Annotated in this window: 21 protein-coding genes; 10 read left to right on the top strand and 11 right to left on the bottom strand. The window is 40.5% G+C overall.

Annotated features, from left to right (window positions below):
- Positions 1-100 precede the first annotated feature (100 nt).
- The 10 genes from C8D94_RS15520 to C8D94_RS14665 form a co-directional block, all read right to left on the bottom strand.
- Complete coding sequence (locus C8D94_RS15520; protein ID WP_262510552.1) at positions 101-229, bottom strand: hypothetical protein; 129 nt, start codon at positions 227-229, stop codon at positions 101-103.
- An 85-nt stretch (positions 230-314) separates the two neighbouring features.
- Positions 315-1,076 carry a tryptophan synthase subunit alpha gene (gene trpA / locus C8D94_RS14705; protein WP_115124729.1) on the bottom strand — a complete coding sequence of 254 codons (762 nt, stop codon included), beginning with the start codon at positions 1,074-1,076 and terminating at the stop codon, positions 315-317.
- 85 nt (positions 1,077-1,161) lie between these two features.
- The gene (gene trpB / locus C8D94_RS14700; RefSeq protein ID WP_115124728.1) at positions 1,162-2,367 is read right to left on the bottom strand and encodes a tryptophan synthase subunit beta; all 1,206 of its coding nucleotides are present in this window, start codon (positions 2,365-2,367) and stop codon (positions 1,162-1,164) included.
- On the bottom strand, positions 2,357-3,055 hold the full coding sequence (locus tag C8D94_RS14695) for a phosphoribosylanthranilate isomerase (RefSeq protein WP_245946349.1): 699 nt from the start codon (positions 3,053-3,055) through the stop codon (positions 2,357-2,359). Before C8D94_RS14695 ends, trpB begins: the two co-directional genes overlap by 11 nt.
- Entirely contained in the window at positions 3,048-3,836 is a 789-nt protein-coding gene (trpC, locus tag C8D94_RS14690) for an indole-3-glycerol phosphate synthase TrpC (RefSeq protein ID WP_115124727.1), read from the bottom strand. Before trpC ends, C8D94_RS14695 begins: the two co-directional genes overlap by 8 nt.
- Positions 3,837-3,894: 58 nt before the next feature.
- The gene (gene trpD, locus C8D94_RS14685; RefSeq protein ID WP_115124726.1) at positions 3,895-4,896 is read right to left on the bottom strand and encodes an anthranilate phosphoribosyltransferase; all 1,002 of its coding nucleotides are present in this window, start codon (positions 4,894-4,896) and stop codon (positions 3,895-3,897) included.
- Positions 4,897-5,019: 123 nt separating this feature from the next.
- Positions 5,020-5,670, bottom strand: a complete 651-nt coding sequence (locus C8D94_RS14680; protein WP_115124725.1) for an anthranilate synthase component II — start codon at positions 5,668-5,670, stop codon at positions 5,020-5,022.
- Between the two features lie 5 nt (positions 5,671-5,675).
- A complete protein-coding gene (locus tag C8D94_RS14675; protein ID WP_115124724.1) occupies positions 5,676-7,106 on the bottom strand; it encodes an anthranilate synthase component I family protein in 1,431 nt (476 codons plus the stop codon).
- 222 nt (positions 7,107-7,328) lie between these two features.
- The gene (locus C8D94_RS14670; protein WP_115124723.1) at positions 7,329-7,898 is read right to left on the bottom strand and encodes a YceI family protein; all 570 of its coding nucleotides are present in this window, start codon (positions 7,896-7,898) and stop codon (positions 7,329-7,331) included.
- 19 nt (positions 7,899-7,917) lie between these two features.
- Complete coding sequence (locus C8D94_RS14665) at positions 7,918-8,370, bottom strand: MarR family winged helix-turn-helix transcriptional regulator (RefSeq protein WP_115124722.1); 453 nt, start codon at positions 8,368-8,370, stop codon at positions 7,918-7,920.
- 120 nt (positions 8,371-8,490) lie between these two features.
- Here C8D94_RS14665 and C8D94_RS14660 point away from each other — a divergent pair, with 120 nt between their 5' ends.
- The 6 genes from C8D94_RS14660 (at position 8,491) to C8D94_RS14635 (ending at position 11,655) form a co-directional block, all read left to right on the top strand.
- Entirely contained in the window at positions 8,491-9,063 is a 573-nt protein-coding gene (locus C8D94_RS14660; protein WP_115124721.1) for a TlpA disulfide reductase family protein, read from the top strand.
- Between the two features lie 8 nt (positions 9,064-9,071).
- Positions 9,072-9,770, top strand: a complete 699-nt coding sequence (locus C8D94_RS14655; RefSeq protein WP_115124720.1) for a thioredoxin family protein — start codon at positions 9,072-9,074, stop codon at positions 9,768-9,770.
- A 162-nt stretch (positions 9,771-9,932) separates the two neighbouring features.
- Positions 9,933-10,247 (top strand): rhodanese-like domain-containing protein, encoded by a 315-nt coding sequence (locus tag C8D94_RS14650; protein ID WP_115124719.1) that lies wholly within the window; start codon positions 9,933-9,935, stop codon positions 10,245-10,247.
- On the top strand, positions 10,247-10,642 hold the full coding sequence (locus C8D94_RS14645) for a rhodanese-like domain-containing protein (protein WP_115124718.1): 396 nt from the start codon (positions 10,247-10,249) through the stop codon (positions 10,640-10,642). Before C8D94_RS14650 ends, C8D94_RS14645 begins: the two co-directional genes overlap by 1 nt.
- Positions 10,643-10,763: 121 nt before the next feature.
- The gene (locus tag C8D94_RS14640; protein ID WP_115124717.1) at positions 10,764-11,135 is read left to right on the top strand and encodes a hypothetical protein; all 372 of its coding nucleotides are present in this window, start codon (positions 10,764-10,766) and stop codon (positions 11,133-11,135) included.
- A 328-nt stretch (positions 11,136-11,463) separates the two neighbouring features.
- Entirely contained in the window at positions 11,464-11,655 is a 192-nt protein-coding gene (locus tag C8D94_RS14635) for a cold-shock protein (protein WP_115124716.1), read from the top strand.
- Between the two features lie 58 nt (positions 11,656-11,713).
- Here the strand turns inward: C8D94_RS14635 and C8D94_RS14630 are convergent, their stop codons facing one another.
- Entirely contained in the window at positions 11,714-12,028 is a 315-nt protein-coding gene (locus C8D94_RS14630) for a hypothetical protein (protein WP_115124715.1), read from the bottom strand.
- Between the two features lie 118 nt (positions 12,029-12,146).
- Here C8D94_RS14630 and C8D94_RS14625 point away from each other — a divergent pair, with 118 nt between their 5' ends.
- The 4 genes from C8D94_RS14625 to C8D94_RS14610 are packed head-to-tail and all read left to right on the top strand — an operon-like array spanning position 12,147 to position 17,266.
- Positions 12,147-12,827, top strand: a complete 681-nt coding sequence (locus C8D94_RS14625) for a TetR/AcrR family transcriptional regulator (RefSeq protein ID WP_115124714.1) — start codon at positions 12,147-12,149, stop codon at positions 12,825-12,827.
- Positions 12,827-14,494 carry a peptidase domain-containing ABC transporter gene (locus C8D94_RS14620; protein WP_115124713.1) on the top strand — a complete coding sequence of 556 codons (1,668 nt, stop codon included), beginning with the start codon at positions 12,827-12,829 and terminating at the stop codon, positions 14,492-14,494. Before C8D94_RS14625 ends, C8D94_RS14620 begins: the two co-directional genes overlap by 1 nt.
- A complete protein-coding gene (locus C8D94_RS14615) occupies positions 14,487-15,833 on the top strand; it encodes an HlyD family secretion protein (protein ID WP_115124712.1) in 1,347 nt (448 codons plus the stop codon). Before C8D94_RS14620 ends, C8D94_RS14615 begins: the two co-directional genes overlap by 8 nt.
- A gap of 8 nt (positions 15,834-15,841) precedes the next feature.
- Positions 15,842-17,266 carry a TolC family protein gene (locus C8D94_RS14610; RefSeq protein ID WP_115124734.1) on the top strand — a complete coding sequence of 475 codons (1,425 nt, stop codon included), beginning with the start codon at positions 15,842-15,844 and terminating at the stop codon, positions 17,264-17,266.
- Positions 17,267-17,507 lie beyond the last annotated feature (241 nt).

Here is a 17,507-nt window from a genome sequence, read left to right as displayed (position 1 = left end):
CTTGATAAAAGAATAATCTGCTAGATTATTTTAACCAACCAAAAAGAAACCCCCTTCCAGCAATGGAAGGGGGTTTCACTTTTTTATAGGTTAGTAATTCCTACTTTTTGTTCTGTTGTTCTTTGATGGTTTTTTTATCTACATCAAATTTATTGGTATCCCGTTTTGTCTTTGGGTTGGGATTAGTAGGGGTATCTTGTTCGGTTTTTCTTTCAAATTTCTTAGCCATCACATTTTGTTTTTAGATTGAACTATCAAGATACAATCCCAAGAACTTAAAAGCCGTTAAGGCAACGATAAAACCCTGTTAAACCTTAACGGAGATCTTTAACAAATTCTGGAATACCTTCTATACCTTTTGTAGACAGCATTTTTATAAATGCACTGCCAATAATAGCTCCATTGGCATTTTTAGTTGCGGTAGCAAAGGATTGGGCATTACTTATTCCGAAACCAACAATTTGTGGGTTTTTGAGGTTCATTTTTGAAATCCTTTCAAAATAATTTATTTGGTCTTTGCCAAAGCCTTTTTTGGCCCCCGTGACCGAAGCACTGCTCACCATATAGATGAAGCCGTTGCTGGCACTATCTATTTCTCTGATACGTTCGTTGGAAGTTTGGGGGGTAATTAGGAATACATTGACCAAGCCATATTTCTCGAAAATTTCCTGATAGTGTTCTTGGTATTCGGCCAAGGGGAGATCTGGGAGAATGAGCCCGTCAACCCCAATCTCGTGGCACTTTTTACAGAAATCCTCCACTCCATATTGCAATACGGGATTAAAATAGCCCATAATAATTAGGGGGATGGTTATTTTTTCTCGAATTCCTTGGAGTTGTTGAAAGAGTTTCTGGGTAGTCATTCCATTTTTTAGCGCTTGGGTAGAGCTGGCCTGTATAGTAGGGCCATCTGCCAGGGGGTCGCTAAAGGGAAGGCCAATCTCCACCATATCTACACCATTGGCTTCTAAAGATTGTAAGATGGGAACTGTGTCCCCTAGATTAGGATATCCTGCTGTGAAGTATATGGACAACAGTTTTTTGTCTTTGTTTAAATGGCTTTGGATTCGGTTCATAAATCTTTAATCTTTTTGTATTTGCGAGAGGGATAGAGTACGCTACCGTGTAGCGACGAAAGCCCGACCCGATTAGGGGCTCGCCCTAAAAGTTAAAATAATCGATATAGGTGTTTAAATCTTTATCTCCACGACCGCTCAAATTGATTACGACCACATCATCTTTTTTAAATTTTTTAGTTTCAAAAACTGCCAGTGCATGGCTGGTCTCGATTGCGGGAATAATTCCTTCGAGCTTGCACAGTTCCAGCCCAGCTTGCATAGCGGCCTCGTCTGTGATAGCAATGAATTGTGCCCGACCACTGGCGTACAAGTGTGCGTGCATGGGGCCTACGCCAGGGTAGTCCAACCCGGCCGAAATACTGTAGGGCTCGGTAATTTGTCCATCATGGGTTTGCATCAACAAAGTCTTGCTTCCATGGATTATGCCCATTTTTCCCAATGCCGATGTAGCGGCGCTCTCGCCACTGTTAACGCCTTTCCCTGCTGCTTCTACTGCAATAATACCAACTTTTGGATTGTCCAGGTAATGGTAATAGGCTCCTGCGGCATTACTGCCACCACCTACACAGGCCACCACATAATCTGGTGCTTCGCGATTTTCTTTCACTTGTAGCTGGTTTTTGATTTCCTTAGAAATGACACTCTGGAACCGTGCGACCATATCTGGATAGGGGTGGGGGCCTACAACGCTCCCAATAATGTAGTGTGTATTGGTTGGGTTGTTTATCCAATCCCTGATGGCCTCGTTGGTAGCATCTTTTAACGTCTTGCTTCCGCTCGAGGCTGGGACCACGGTGGCTCCAAGCATTTTCATACGTGCAACGTTGGGTGCTTGGCGTTTAATGTCTATCTCGCCCATGTACACAATACATTCTAAACCCATCAACGCGCAAACGGTTGCGGTGGCTACACCGTGCTGTCCGGCGCCGGTTTCGGCAATGATGCGGTCCTTGCCCAAGCGTTTTGCCATAAGGATTTGCCCAATGGTGTTGTTTACTTTGTGTGCCCCTGTATGGCAAAGATCCTCGCGTTTCAAGTATATCTTGGTGTTGTGTTTTTCTGAAAGGCGTTTGGCAAAATAGAGTGGGGTGGGACGCCCAACATATTCGTTTAATAACTGCTGGAACTCCTTTTGGAATGCCTCTTCTTGCATTACACTCAAGTAGTTTTGCCGTAATTCCTCCACGTTGGGATAGAGCATCTCAGGGATGTACGCGCCTCCAAAATCGCCGTAGTAGCCTTTCTCGTTAACGTTGAAGGAGTTTAATGGGTGTGCTTTATTGTCCATTGTTTTTTAATTCACTTATTAAAATGTGTAAATCGTCTATTTTTTTTAATCCAGGCTCAATTTCAAACTTGCTGTTTATGTCTATCGCTAGTATGGGGAGGTTGGTTTTTAGGATATCCTGTATTGCTGAAATCTCTTCCAAACCTATCCCGCCACTTAAAACGAAAGGTTTTTGCGAGGGGTATTCTTCTAATACGTTCCAGTTAAAAGTATAGCCATTGCCGCCTTTTTCGGCGCCTTTTGTGTCGAAAAGAAATGCATCTACATAGGGTTCATAGGGAATTAGTTGGTCGAAGTTGAAGGTTTCTTTTATGGAGAAAACCTTCCAGATGCTTACATCCCCTCCCAAGCCCTTCCCGAGGGAGAATGTGTTTAAGTGTTCATTTATACTTCTGCAATATCCAGGGCTTTCCTCGCCGTGGAGTTGCACCCCATCTAGTTGAAATTTCTCTACTTTTTCAGCAACAAAATCCAGGGGAGCATCTACAAAAACACCAATTTTTTTTACAGTAGTGGGCAGCATTGGGACTTCTTCCGTAAAATTACGTTTGCTTCCTCCATAAAATATAAAGCCTAAATAATCGGGTTGCAGGGCAGCGACCGCTTGGGGATTGTATTTCATTCCGCAAATTTTAATACCAACCTCCCCCAAAGGAGTGGGAGCGTTTGTATGGTCTACTCTATTCATTGGATAGGTTTTTAATAAATTGTTTGGCCGTTTCGCCTGGGTTTTCGGTCTTCATGAAATGTTCGCCTATCAAAAAACCTTGGTAGCCATAGTTTTTTAATTCTGAAATGGCCTCAATATTGCTGATTCCACTTTCTGAAACTTTCACGAAATCTTGCGGGATTTTACTTGCTAAGGCTTTACTTATTTCAATTGAAGTTTTAAATGTCTTTAAGTTTCGGTTGTTTACCCCTAACATGTCTACTGTTTCGCACAAGGATTTTTGTAGTTCCTCTTCATTGTGTATTTCCAACAGCACATCCAAATGCAACGATTTTGCAAGGGTTGAAAATTCTTTTAGCTCTTTTGCTGAAAGGCAGGCCGCTATCAACAAAATAGCATCGGCCCCGTAGGCTTTGGCTTCGTAAATTTGGTAGGGGTCTATGATGAACTCCTTCCTAAGTAAAGGGATAGAAGTTGCTTGCCTAGCCACCACAAGATCGTCCAAGGAACCACCAAAGAAATTTGTGTCGGTTAAAACAGACATGCCGCTTACTGCTGCACTTTCATATCCTCTCGCCACATCCTGTATCTGTACTTTGTTATTTATAATGGGCTTGCTGGGTGATTTTCGTTTATGTTCGGCAATGATACCTGTGGAAGCTTTTTTTAGGGCTGTTGCCAGCGATTTGGTTTCCTGTTGGAACCATTTGGATTGTTCCAATAGCGAAATGGGAAATGCTTCTTTTTTTGCTGAAACTTCCTTGCGTTTATAGTATGTTATTTTTTTTAAGATATCCATTGTTTTGTCCCTGTCCTAAACCTGCTTCATACCTCCCAAAAAGGAAAGAGTTGTGTTTTTAATTAAAATTTTCACTGATGTGTTGAAGTTTTTTTAATGCACCCAAGGCTTTTCCGCACCCAAGGCTATCTTTTGCGCGTTCAAACCCCTCGGTTATGGAGCATTCTTCAACGGTACTTATTGCCAGTGCTGCATTGGCGCATACAACGTTATTTTGTGCTTGGGTTCCGTTTCCTTTTAAAATTTCGGTAAAAATAGTTGCTGATTCTTCAACCGTTCTACCTCCGTAAATTTCTGTTTGCTCTATTTGTGGTACGCCAAATGTTGCTGGTGTCAATACTGTTTCGGTTTTGTTTGAAATCATTTTAACCGGTCCCGTCAACGCTACTTCATCATAACCATCCATAGCATGTAGAATAGCATAATTTTTTGTCCCTTTTTGATATAGGTAACCGTATTTTCTTGCCAGTTCGAGATTGAAAACCCCCACCAACTGATTTTTAGGAAATGCCGGATTTACCATAGGCCCCAGCATATTGAAAAAAGTCTTTACTCCCAATTCCCTACGAATTGGCGCCACATTTTTCATAGCGGGGTGAAAGAGTGGTGCGTGCAGAACACAAATGTTGGCTTCTTCCAAACAGCGAATTAAGAGATCCTCTTCATTACTGAATTGTATTCCCAACTGTTCCATAACATTGCTGCTCCCGCTTATGGAAGATACACCGTAATTCCCGTGCTTGGTCACCTTTACCCCAGCACCTGCCGTGATAAAACTCGCAAGGGTTGAAATGTTAAAGGTGTTCTTGCCATCACCACCCGTTCCGCAGAGGTCGATGGTGTTATAATCGCTCACATCGATTTTTATGCACAGGTCCAGCAAGGCATCCCGAAAGCCCTCAAGTTCCTCAATGGTTACGCTACGCATCATATACACCGTTAAGAAAGCGGCGATTTGTGCTTGATTGAATTTTCCTTCAGAAATTTGTACGAGGATATTTCTCGCTTCCTCTTTGGTGAGCAGTTCGTGGTTTATGAGTCTGTTAAGTATGGTTTTCATAGTACCCCTCTTGGTCTCCCCCAAAGGAGAGAAGTTTTTGTTTTATTTATAGTTCGTCACCGAAATGTCTTGTTCCTATAACTTGCACGTTTTTACGCTCTTGAAATAGAACTTTTAAACCTCTTATCCCTTGGAGGGATTGGCTGGGCTTTCTACCCAATTTTTTATAATATCCTTACCTTTAGGTGTTAATACGCTTTCTGGATGGAATTGTACCCCGCAAATATCTAATTCTCTATGGCGCAGGGACATTATTTGTCCGTTTTCATCTATGGAGGTAATCTCCAAGCAATCGGGAAAATCTTCCCTGGCAACGACCCAGGAATGGTAGCGACCAATCTCAATCTCGTTGCCCAAGTCTTTAAACAAAGGTTCATCGTCCACTATAATTTTAGCTTTGGTAGCCACGCCGTGGAAGACTTCACTTAAATTAACAATACTGCCTCCAAACACTTCGCCAATAGCCTGCTGCCCCAAACACACCCCTAAAATAGGTTTTTTGCCAGCATAGGTTTTTATTACATCTTTCAGCAAACCTGCCTCATCTGGAATGCCCGGGCCAGGAGAGAGGAGGATTTTATCATACGGTGCCACTTTACTTAAATGAAATTGGTCGTTGCGCAGGACCGTTACCTCGCAATCCAATTCTTCCAAATAATGCACTAGATTGTACACAAAGCTGTCGTAGTTGTCTATCACTAGGATTTTACTACTTGTCCCCCTCTCGGTCTCCCCCAAAGCGGAAGATGTTTTAGGTGTGTTATTGTGGTTCATATTTTCTAAATTTCTTCAGCGAGCTCTAATGCTTTTGTCAAGGCTCCTAATTTATTATATACTTCTTGCAGTTCGCTTTCAGGGTTGCTGTTTGACACGATACCTGCACCGGCTTGATAATTAAGCGTATGGTTCTTGCTCACAAAGGAGCGGATGATGATGGCGTGGTTATAATTGCCTTCAAAGTCCATAAACCCTATGGCGCCGCCATAAAACTCACGATTGGTGTTTTCATATTTTTCCAAAAGTTGCATTGCTTTGTGTTTTGGAGCACCGCTCAATGTCCCGGCAGGAAAGGTATCGGCCACGATTTGCATAGTATTGGTTCCTTGGTGTATTTGGCCAGTTACTTTGCTTACTAAGTGAATTACGTGCGAAAAAAACTGAACCTCACGATACGTGTCTACCTTAACATTACTCCCGTGCCTGCTAAGGTCGTTACGAGCCAGGTCTACCAGCATAACGTGTTCACTATTTTCCTTGTCGTCTTCGGCCAGTTGCTTTGCGAGGATGGCATCTTGTTCGTCATTTCCAGTTCTCTTAAAGGTTCCAGCGATGGGGTGGATCTCTGCAGTGCCATTATTTACCACAAGCTGTGCTTCTGGCGAGCTACCAAAAATTTTAAAATTTCCGTAGTCGAAATAAAACAGGTATGGGGAGGGGTTCACACTTCGCAGCGTACGGTATACGTTGAACTCATCCCCCGTAAACCTCTGGGAGAACCTTTTGCTGGGAACGATCTGGAACACATCGCCACGGGCACAGTGTTGTTTGCATTTGTTCACCAACGCTTTAAAATCGTCATCTTTCAAATTGGTTGTTGGCTCACCCTCTCTGCTGAAGGGGTACTCGGCAAAATCCTTGGAACGGAGTAGTTGTTCTATTTCTGAAATATTACTTTCAGATTCAAAATTGTGAGAAAAGATATAGGCCTCGTTGTTAAAGTGGTTTATGGCAATGATGTTTTGATACACAGCATAATAAATGTCCGGGACGCCCAGCTCGGCCTTCGATTTGTCAATTGTAATATCTTCAAAATAACGAACTGCATCGTAGCTGGTGTAACCGAAGATCCCGTTATTGATAAACTTGAAGTTATTGTTTTCGGTTTTAAAGGTTGACGTAAAGTTTTCTAGCTGATTTATTACGGATTCTTCGGGAAAAACATCCGTCTCGTCCTCTCTCAAGGAAGGGATTGGCATACGTAGGGTTTGTCCATCGGGGAAGGTTTGGTTGATGGTTTCGTCCTCAACCTTGAAAGTGGCAATGGGGTTGCAACAAATATAGCTGAAGCTGTTATCGTTGGCGTGGTAATCGCTACTTTCCAAAAGCAAACTGTTGGGAAATTTATCACGCAGGCGTAAATAAACGGAGACAGGTGTTAGCGTATCTGCCAGCAATTTTTTAGATGTTGTCTTGAGGTTGTATTTTTTCATTTTTTAGGTTTCGACTGCGCTCAACCGGACATAGGTCAAACAAATAAAATTCAATATAAAAAAAGGCTTATCGTGAAGATAAGCCTTTATATGGTTTGTACATACCAGAGGTAGCTCACGACATTTTACGTAAGGTATTCCACCACCAAGAATGTGTATTTGTGTTTCTCATAATCAAGTTTCAAATATAGAAATGAAAACTTGAACAACAAACAACTATTATTAAAATTTTAAGGTGACGTCAAGTTCAAACTTGTCCGAGATAGTGTTGTCTCCCAGATTGTCAAAGAAACTGCCAGAACCATACCGTACACCAAATTTTGTACGGTCTATCTTAATGCTTGTGGTGGCCATCTCATCGGTCATATCCATATCGAAAGTGATTTCTTCGGTAGTTCCTTTAATGGTGATATCTCCCGAGACTACATACCCATCGCTATTTTTCGTTGCAGAGGTAATGTTCAAAGTCGCAGTAGGGTGGTTGGCAACCCCAAAAAAGTCGTCGCTTTTTAAGTGTCCTTCTAGTTTTGCCTTGTTATCGCCTTCCAGGTCGGTTACGTTAATAGTGGTCATGTCTACAGTAAACATGCCGCCTACAAGCTGGTCGCCGTCCATCTCTAAGTAGCCATCTTTAAGTTGTATGGTCCCGGTGTGCGAGCCCAATACTTTTTTTCCTTTCCACTCAATGGTGCTTTCTTTTACGTCTATTTTCTTTTTCATAGGTACTGAATTTGTAAATGCTGAAGCTGTTACCACTACAGCAATGATTGCTAAAGATTTGATAGTTTTCATAGTAATTTGTTTTTAAAGGTTATGATCTTAGTTTATCTAATAGGTTATTTAAGGTCTTTAGTTCTTTTTCGTTTAAGGAACTCACTAAATTTTCGTTGTTGATCTTTACCAAAGGGTCGAGCCCAGAAAGGAACTCCAACCCATCTTCCGTAATAAAAATTTCAACTTTTCTACGGTTGTTGGCACATATCTGCCGTTTTACCCAACCCTTTCTAATGAGTTTGTCCACTAAACGTGTGGTATTGCTGCTCTTGTCTATCATCCGTTCTTGAATGGTAGATAGATTAGCAGGGTTGCCCTTTTGGCCCCTTAGAATACGCAACACATTATATTGTTGCATTGAAATATCGTGTTCTTTCAACAAGGCTTGGATGTGCTCTTCTATGATCCGGCTCGTATACATAATATTGATAACGGTCTTTGCACCGGGTTCCATAGGTTGAACAGATTTTATAGCATTCTCAATCTTCATAATTGTCGTAACAATATTTGTATGTACAAATGTAATGAAATTTTTGGACAGTAATGTATTTTATCATTTATTTAACAAGCTTGTAGAGTGGGAGAGCGTTCTATAGTATATTTTTATGGTATGAAATTGATTCTAAGTTTATTCGTGTTGTTTATGCTGTGTTCCTGCGGAAATACAACTGAAAAAGATCCGTTGGATACTGAAGAGGTAGTTGAAACCATTACCAAAGCAACAACAGCGACATCTGATACTTCAGAAAAGAAGGAGTATGATGGTCTGGAATTGATGGATTTTGCTGAATTTGAAACTAGATACCTTCAGCAAACCTCTTCTACAACCACTTATGTTATCAATTTTTGGGCTACGTGGTGCAAACCCTGCGTGAAGGAACTGCCTTATTTTGAAGAATTGAATAAAAACTATAAAGATAATAACGTAAAAGTGGTTCTGGTGAGTCTTGACTTTCCGAAGCATATCGAAAAGCAGGTCATCCCCTTTATTAAGAAACACAAGCTCCAGAGTGAACTGTTGCTGTTGGACGATCCCGATGCCAACTCATGGATACCAAAAGTGAGTGAGCAGTGGAGCGGTGCTATCCCTGCAACAATTTTTGTAAAAGGAAACCAGCAAAAATTTTACGAACAATCTTTTGAGTACACCGAACTAGAAACTGAACTTAAAACAATTCTATAAACTTTATTATGAAAACAAATATGTTGAAACCCGTATTGTTTTTTGCACTTGCCCTATTTTTAGTGAGTTGCCAAGAAACCAAAGAGAAAGAAACAAAGACCAAAACCGAAACTACCGAAAAGAAAGAGGTAGCGATGGTCGATAAAACCGAAACCAACCCCAAAGGATATGGTATTGGTGATATTGCTTCAGACTTTGATTTGAAAGACGTAAACGGAGACATGGTCTCGCTGGCAGACTATAAAGATGCCAAGGGATTTGTGGTAATCTTTACCTGCAACACCTGCCCCTTTGCTGTGGCCAGTGAAGAAAGAATGGTTGCCCTTGATAAGAAGTATAAAGAAAAAGGGTATCCCGTGATCGCCATTAACCCCAACGATCCCGAAGTACAACCGGACGATACGTATGAGTTAATGCAGAAAAAAGCAAAAGAAGCAGGGTTTACCTTTCCATATTTATATGATGCTTCCAACACGGTATATGCAACGTACGGGGCCACCAAAACCCCACATGTGTATTTGCTTCAAAAGCAGGACGAGGGTAATGTTGTAAAATACATTGGCGCTATAGATGATAATGTAAGAAACGGCGATGCCGTAAAGGAACAATTCCTTGCAAATGCAATTGATGAACTATTGGCTGGGAAAGAAATTACGGTAAAAGAAACAAAGGCTATTGGCTGTTCTGTGAAGCAAAAGAAGGCTTAGGATATTTTAATACGTAACAAAATAATCTGCTATGGGACTTATTCTGTGGCAGATTTTTTATTTTTACTCGATAATCGAGGTTGGTCTCGAAGCCAAAAATTTATTTTTCCAATCGATGCCTTGCGGGCTTGCCCCTAGGCAGTTTGCCAAAATTTTAGAACTATGCAAGACTTAACGCAAGAACAGTGGCACAAACAAATACTAGAAGACACAACTGGTGTCATCCTGGATGTACGCACCCCGCACGAAGTAGAGGAAGGTATAATCCCCAATGCACAACACTTGGATATACAGAATGCCCCTAGCTTTATGGAGGGTGCCCAAGAGCTTGATAAGGCAAAAAACTACTATGTGTACTGTCGCTCTGGAGGCCGTAGTGCCCAAGCGTGTATGATCATGGAATCTATGGGATTTAAAAATACCTATAATTTACTTGGTGGTTTTAGTGAATGGAAAGGTGACAAGACAAAGCTATAATGAAAAAACTATTTTTTATCTTATTGATAAGTAGCGCTGTACTTACTTCGTGCTCACAACCAGCAAAAGGTGTTCATTCTGTGAGTCCACAAGAGGGATATGACGCAGTTTACAACAAAAAGGAAAGCTCACTTCAATTGGTAGATGTACGTACTGCAGAAGAATATGGTGTTTCCCACCTAAAGGACGCCCAGAATATTTGTGTGACGGACGACGACTTCCAAGAAAAAGTAAAAACCTTGGATAAGGACAAGCCTGTATATGTATACTGTAAAAAAGGTGGGAGGAGTTCCAGGGCTGCAGAAATTCTTTCAGAAATGGGCTTCACCCAGATTTACGATCTTTCGGGCGGAATCACTGCCTGGGAAGAAGAGGGACTACAAACCACCCAATAAATCTTCTTAATTTCCTTAACAGTTTGATTTCTTTGTAGTTAAATTGAAGCCAAAGCACCCTCAATTAACGAAAACTTCACAACTTGGTCGCTATTTTAGTGTAAATAAAATTCATGCTATTATGAAAGACCAAGAGCAAGTTATCCAGGAAGAGATGCGAAAACTCATAAAAAAGAGCTGTAAAGATATGGAGAACAGCGACTATTATAGTTTTCAGAAATCATTGCTAAAATTTTATTTTGGTGCTGTTGATGCCACAATAGATTTTGACAAAGAAATTATTATGCTTTGGAACTCTAAACCCAGGACATTCCGTGAGATGAACCTCTATGATATAAACGAAGCTGTGGCTACAAAAGTTTCCTACAGCAATCTTGAAGAGACCTTAAAAGGGTGTCTTGAGAATGGTGAGATGCAAATGCGATTTTATAAAACCATGTTGTTCCATTATAATAAGGTAGAGGAACAAAACACTATGCCCGCAAGTGCATAAAGGAATTTTGAAATATTTAAAAAAAAAAGACTACCAGCCAAGGGTGGTCTTTTGTTTTTTACTAAATAAAAGCCAAATAACAAGCTAGTTCAAATATTTAGCGTATGTTTGCACTGTTAAAAAGTGAGCTTGCTTTTATTATAGTAGTACTTTCCTAGAGTAATTTAATTCAATCCTTATCTTTTTTTTCCGCAGCTGTACAGGCAATCTTTGCTTGGTATGGTTAGTAATGCATCAATTTGTTTTAGAATATTTTAGCAAGTGCATTATGGTCACTGTAACTATTTACAGCGATTTTAGTAACAATTAATTTTAAAAGAGTACCAAAATGAAAGAAGGAACAGTAAAATTCTTTAACAACGCAAAAGGATTCGGATTTATCAAGCCAGCAGACGGTGGTGATGATGTATTTGTACACACGACCAACCTAATCGATGAGATAAGGGAAGACGATACCGTACAGTACGAAGAAGAAATGGGACGTAAAGGTCTTACAGCCGTTCGCGTACAGTTGGTGTAATTATCCAATAAAAAAAATAAAACCCGCTTCGAGAGAAGCGGGTTTTTTTGTGGCTTGGTTAAACCTTTTTTAATCTCCCGAGAATAGTATCCCTTTGTTGGTGGTCTATCAAGATAATAGGTTCAGAATAGATGAGAGGTGCTTTTTCCCCATATCTATTTCTCAATCTTTCATTTATAATATTGAAGAGTAACGATTTTGATATGCCTTTCAGGATGTATTTTTCACATTCTTTTATAGTATCTTCTATACGCTCTTTAAAGATAATTTTATCTGAAATCATTGCGTTTGCGATCAATTGCTCTTCAAGAAGGAAGTCTGCGATCTCGTTCAATAAATCTCTATTTTCATCTATTAGCTGGAGTATCATCATAGCTATATCCTTTTGTTATGGTAAAACTAATTATTTTTAGTATTACTAATCATAATAAATAGTTAAACTATTTACTAATAATAGTAATACTATTATATTTGCTATAAAATATTTTGAAATGCAAGAATTGTTGAAAAACCTTCAGATAAAGGTGAATGAGAACATCTATTTAAAAGATCCAGAATCCTCAGAGTTGGGAAAACGTATTATCCAGAACAGTATTTTGCTTATTGAAGACATAGGTTTCGAGGCCTTTACATTCAAGAAGCTGGGCGATAAAATTAAATCTCCAGAAGCCTCTGTATACAGATATTTTGAGAATAAGCATAAGTTGTTATTGTATTTAACCTCCTGGTATTGGGCTTGGATAGAATATCAATTGGTAATACAAACGTTCAGCATTTCGAATAACAAAGAAAAACTTTCCGCAACTATCGATGTAATTACGAAGTCAATCCAGACAGATTCAAATTTTTCACACATTGATGAGGTAAAGCTGAATACTATTGTGGTAAACGAAAATTCAAAATCCTTTTTAACCAAAGAGGTTGATGACGATAATAAAGAGGGATATTTTTCAATTTACAAAAGGCTTATAACTAGGGTGAAAGATGCTATTATAGCTGTCAGCCCAGCTTACCTGTATCCAGCATCCTTGGCAAGTACTGTTGTAGAGGGATCACTGCACCAACATTTCTTGAAGGAGCATTTTCCCACAATTACAGACTGTGATGGTACTATTTCCCCTAAAGATATTTTTAAGAACCTAGTATTTAACGTTCTAAAGATTTCAGAGTAATGAAAAAAACTATGTCTCCATGGCAACGTTTTTTAGGGTTATTACAACTTGACAAACGTGATATAAAACAAATTATCTACTACGCTATTTTTGCGGGTATTGTTGCGCTCTCGTTACCACTAGGGATACAGGCCATTATCAACCTGATCCAAGGTGCACAAATTTCAACTTCTTGGATAGTTTTGGTGGTGCTAGTGACTCTGGGGGTAGCGTTTCAGGGTGGATTGCAATTAATGCAAGTGCGTATTCTGGAAAATATTCAACAAAAGATATTTATGCGCTCATCATTCGAGTTTGCATATAGATTCCCAAAAATCAAGATAGACGAATTGCGAAATCTGTACCCACCAGAATTGGCAAACCGTTTTTTCGATACACTCACGGTACAAAAAGGACTGTCCAAAATCTTGATAGATTTTCCAGCGGCCATTCTACAGATTGTTTTTGGTTTATTACTGCTATCCTTTTACCATCCCTTTTTCATTATCTATGGATTGTTTTTAGTGCTGCTCATTTATGTGGTGTTTAGGTTCACAGCAAGAAAGGGCCTTGAGACCAGTCTTGAGGAATCTAAGAAAAAATACAAGGTAGCACACTGGATTCAAGAGGTTGCACGGTCTGTTTTAAGTTTTAAACTGTCCGGCAACACAACCCATGCAATGCAGCAAAACGATTCCTTTACCGCGGAATATCTAGAAGCACGTGAAAACCACTTCAGGGTGTTGTTGCTACAGTTTATGCAAATGGTAGGCTTTAAGGTGTTGGTGACTGCAGGTTTGCTCATAATTGGTGGATTATTGGTGCTCAACCAGCAAATGAACATCGGGCAGTTTGTAGCGGCTGAAATTATCATTCTTTTGGTCATAGCATCGGTTGAAAAGCTAATTACAGGGCTGGAAACTTTTTACGATGTACTTACCTCGCTGGAAAAGATAGGGCAGGTAGTGGATAAAGAGCTGGAGCCTCAAGATGGCATAGATCCTTTTGATAGTGATAAGCCTATTTCTGTAGAGCTTGAAGATGTTCATTACACCACCAGTGATGGCTGCAGAATACTTAAAAACGTGAATTTTGCTGTGGTAGCCAAAGAGCGCATCTTGTTGCAAGGTGCTTCTGGTTCGGGAAAATCAACATTGTTGAAACTACTCTCAGGGCTTATATTTCCTTCCAGTGGCTCTCTATATGTAAACCATAACTCTATAAAAGGAATTTGGCCCAATAGGTACAGGAGTAAAGTTGGACAAGTACTTCCAGACCAACAACCGTTTGAGGGTACTATTCTAGATAATATAACCTTTGGCGACACTAGTATATCGAGAGATCGTTTAAATGAAGTTCTTGAAGAGCTAGGATTGCTACCTTTCATAAAAGCACAACCCAATGGTTTAAAAACAATGTTGTACCCAGAAGGACAGCAAATGCCGTACTCTGTGGCAAAGCGTATCGTGTTGGCCAGGGCTATTGTCCACAACCCCGAAATGTTATTGCTTAAGGATCCTCTGGAGAACCTTGAGCATGAAGAGGCACAAAAGATAATAACCTATCTAACCGATGCTTCCCGTCCGTGGGCACTCGTGGTGTCCTCCAGAAACCCTTTGTGGAGGAAGCACTGTACAAAGACTTTAAAGATGAAAAACGGAACATTAATAGGATCTCACAATGCTTAATATCTCGCACAACCAACTTAACAAAAAAGTTACCCTGCAGGGCTACAAGGCTTTTTCCAAGGCTGTGAAGACCAAGCACTATAAAATGTTCAATAGGTTTTTGCTGGCCTTTGGTATCATTACTATTATAATTATGTTGCTCCCTTGGACACAAAATGTAACAGGTAATGGCTACGTTACAACCCTTACCCCAGGCCAGCGACCACAAACCATACAATCACAAATTCCTGGCCGTATTGAAAAATGGTACGTTCGAGAAGGGGATTTTGTAAAAAAAGGAGATACCATCCTATTTATTTCTGAAATAAAAACCGAATATCAAGATCCCAAACTGGTTGAAAGAACCAATGCCCAGCGCGATGCAAAATCACGTTCCGTGGTTTCATACGATGGAAAAATTTCAGCATTGAAAAACCAAATCACTGCCCTGAACCAAGAACGAAACCTGAAACTGCAACAGGCAAAGAACAAATTACAACAAGCCCGTTTAAAGGTGAAAAGTGACAGTATAGACTTACAGGCTGCAAATACCAATCTAGATATTGCCGAAAGACAGTTTAACCGTACCCAAACGCTACAGCAGGAGGGATTGAAATCTATGGTAGACGTAGAGCAAAAAAGGTTGAAGTTACAGGAAAACCAGGCCAAGCTCATTTCGCAGGAAAATAAATTTTTGGCCAGCAAGAACGAAGTACTTAATGCACAAGTGGAAATCAGTAGGATAGGTGCCGAATATTCCGATAAGATCTCAAAAGCCAGTAGTGAGCTTTTCACGGCAGAGTCCAGCCAGTTGGAAACCGTGGCCGAGGTAGAAAAGCTTGAGAACCAATCAGCCAATTACACGATCAGGAACTCTATGTACTATATCACTGCCCCACAGGATGGATTTATTAACAAGGCCATTCGTGGAGGTCTCGGAGAAACATTTAAAGAAGGCGAGCAGCTGGTAAAAATAATGCCTGCCAATTACGATTTGGCCGTAGAGACCTACGTTGAGCCACTGGACCTGCCATTGATACATTTAGGAGAGGAGGTGCGTATCCAATTTGATGGTTGGCCAGCCATATTCTTTAGCGGATGGCCCAATGCTTCTTTTGGAACTTACGGAGGTAAGATAGTTGCTGTAGAAACTTTTATTAGCGAGAACGGAAAATTCAGGGTGCTTATAGCCCCGGACCAAAATGCCGAGAACTGGCCAGAGAATATACGCGTGGGTTCTGGAGCCTATACCATTGCTTTGCTAGAGGATGTGCCCATTTGGTACGAAATATGGCGAAGACTCAATGGCTTTCCACCTAATTATTATAAACCGAACACTAGCGAAACCCCTTCAAAATAATGCAAAATATGAAACGATTGTTCAATATTGTTTTGTGGCCTTTTTTGTGGATCGCTATTCCAAACCTTTTGGCGCAAGAGGCTAATGTGGCTATGGATAGCGTACTTACATTTCAGGAATATTTGGGCTACGTAAAAGCGTACCACCCATTGGTAAAACAAGCCAACCTAAAGCTAACCGAAGGAGAGGCTACGTTGCTTAGGGCCCGCGGAGGTTTCGACCCAAAGATAGAGGTCGATTTCAACCGTAAAAAGTTTAAGGGAACCGAGTATTATGACGAATTGAATGCGGCATTCAAGATTCCGACCTGGTACGGGGTAGAGTTCAAAGCCGATTTTGAAGAAAATTCAGGCGAATTTTTGGATCCAAGCCTTACAGTCCCAACACAAGGCCTTTATAGTGCAGGGGTTTCATTTTCACTGGCGCAGGGTTTGCTTATTAATGACCGTATGGCAACCTTGAAACAAGCCAAGTATTTTGTGGAGCAGACCAAAGCCGAGCGGGATCTGTTGGTGAACCAAGTGGTTTTTGAAGCTAGCCTGGCATATTTTGAGTGGATACAGGCCCATAATGAGCAACGGATCTACAAAAACTTTCTCGACAATGCCCTAATGCGATTTAAAGGAGTAAAGCGTAGCGTGGAAGAAGGAGATAAGGCTGCTATCGATAGTACCGAGGCGCATATTACATTCCAAACAAGACAACTGAACCTTGAGGTTGCAAACTTAAAACGTAGAAAAGCTGCATTAAAAGTGAGTAACTACTTGTGGCTGGAAGATGTTCCCTTGGTCTTGGAGGAAAATACTATTCCACAACTACCTAGCGAAGCCGTATTGGAGACTTCACTTTTTCTAGATGGTATTACAATTTCACCACTAACGATTACGAGCCATCCAAAGTTGCGTAGCTTGAATGCAAAGATTGATGGTTTGGAGGTGGAGAGGTTCTTAAAGCGAAACAAACTGTTGCCGAAAATTGATCTACAATACAATTTTCTTACTACAGAGAATGACCAACTGTCCAGTTTTAATACCGCAAATTACAAAGCTGCACTTAATTTAAGCTTCCCTGTGTTTCTAAGAAAAGAGCGTGGAGCATTAAAGCTGGCCAACTTAAAATTACAGGATGCAACTTTCGATCTTTCAGCGACATCCCTTTCGTTACAGAATAAAATACTTGCCGTGCAAGCCGAGATATTTTCCCTAGAAAAGCAGAATTCATTAGTGAGCCAAATAGTTACAGATTATGAACGCTTGGTAGCTGCCGAAGAACGTAAATTTCAATTGGGGGAGAGTTCCTTGTTCTTGGTAAATTCCAGAGAGCAGAAATTGATAGAGGCAAGTTTAAGGGAAATTGAGCTACAGGTAAAATTTCTGGATGCCAATGCAAAATTGTATAATACTTTAGGTGTAGGTATTGGAGAGGTGGAATAACTAGCCTACTTATGAACGAAAGGGGAGTGTGCCGTCATCAACCTTTAAGTTTCAAGTGAAAAACCGTGAGTCGAACTCTAGGTTTGTAATTCTAATCCATCTCATAAAGTTAGCCCAGAACCTCCATAAAACAATTTAACTATACTTTGTGAGCGTGATTGTATCTGTGCCGTGGAGCCTGCCGGCAGGCAGGAGGGATTACAAAATAGTGATCCCTATTGGCGCCCGTCCTACAAATAAA

The sequence above is a fragment of the Marinirhabdus gelatinilytica genome (assembly GCF_003353425.1).
GTDB classification, from domain to species: Bacteria; Bacteroidota; Bacteroidia; order Flavobacteriales; family Flavobacteriaceae; genus Marinirhabdus; species Marinirhabdus gelatinilytica.
The sequence above is the reverse complement of the archived record's forward strand: the minus strand, read 5'-3'. Positions and strand labels throughout refer to the sequence as shown.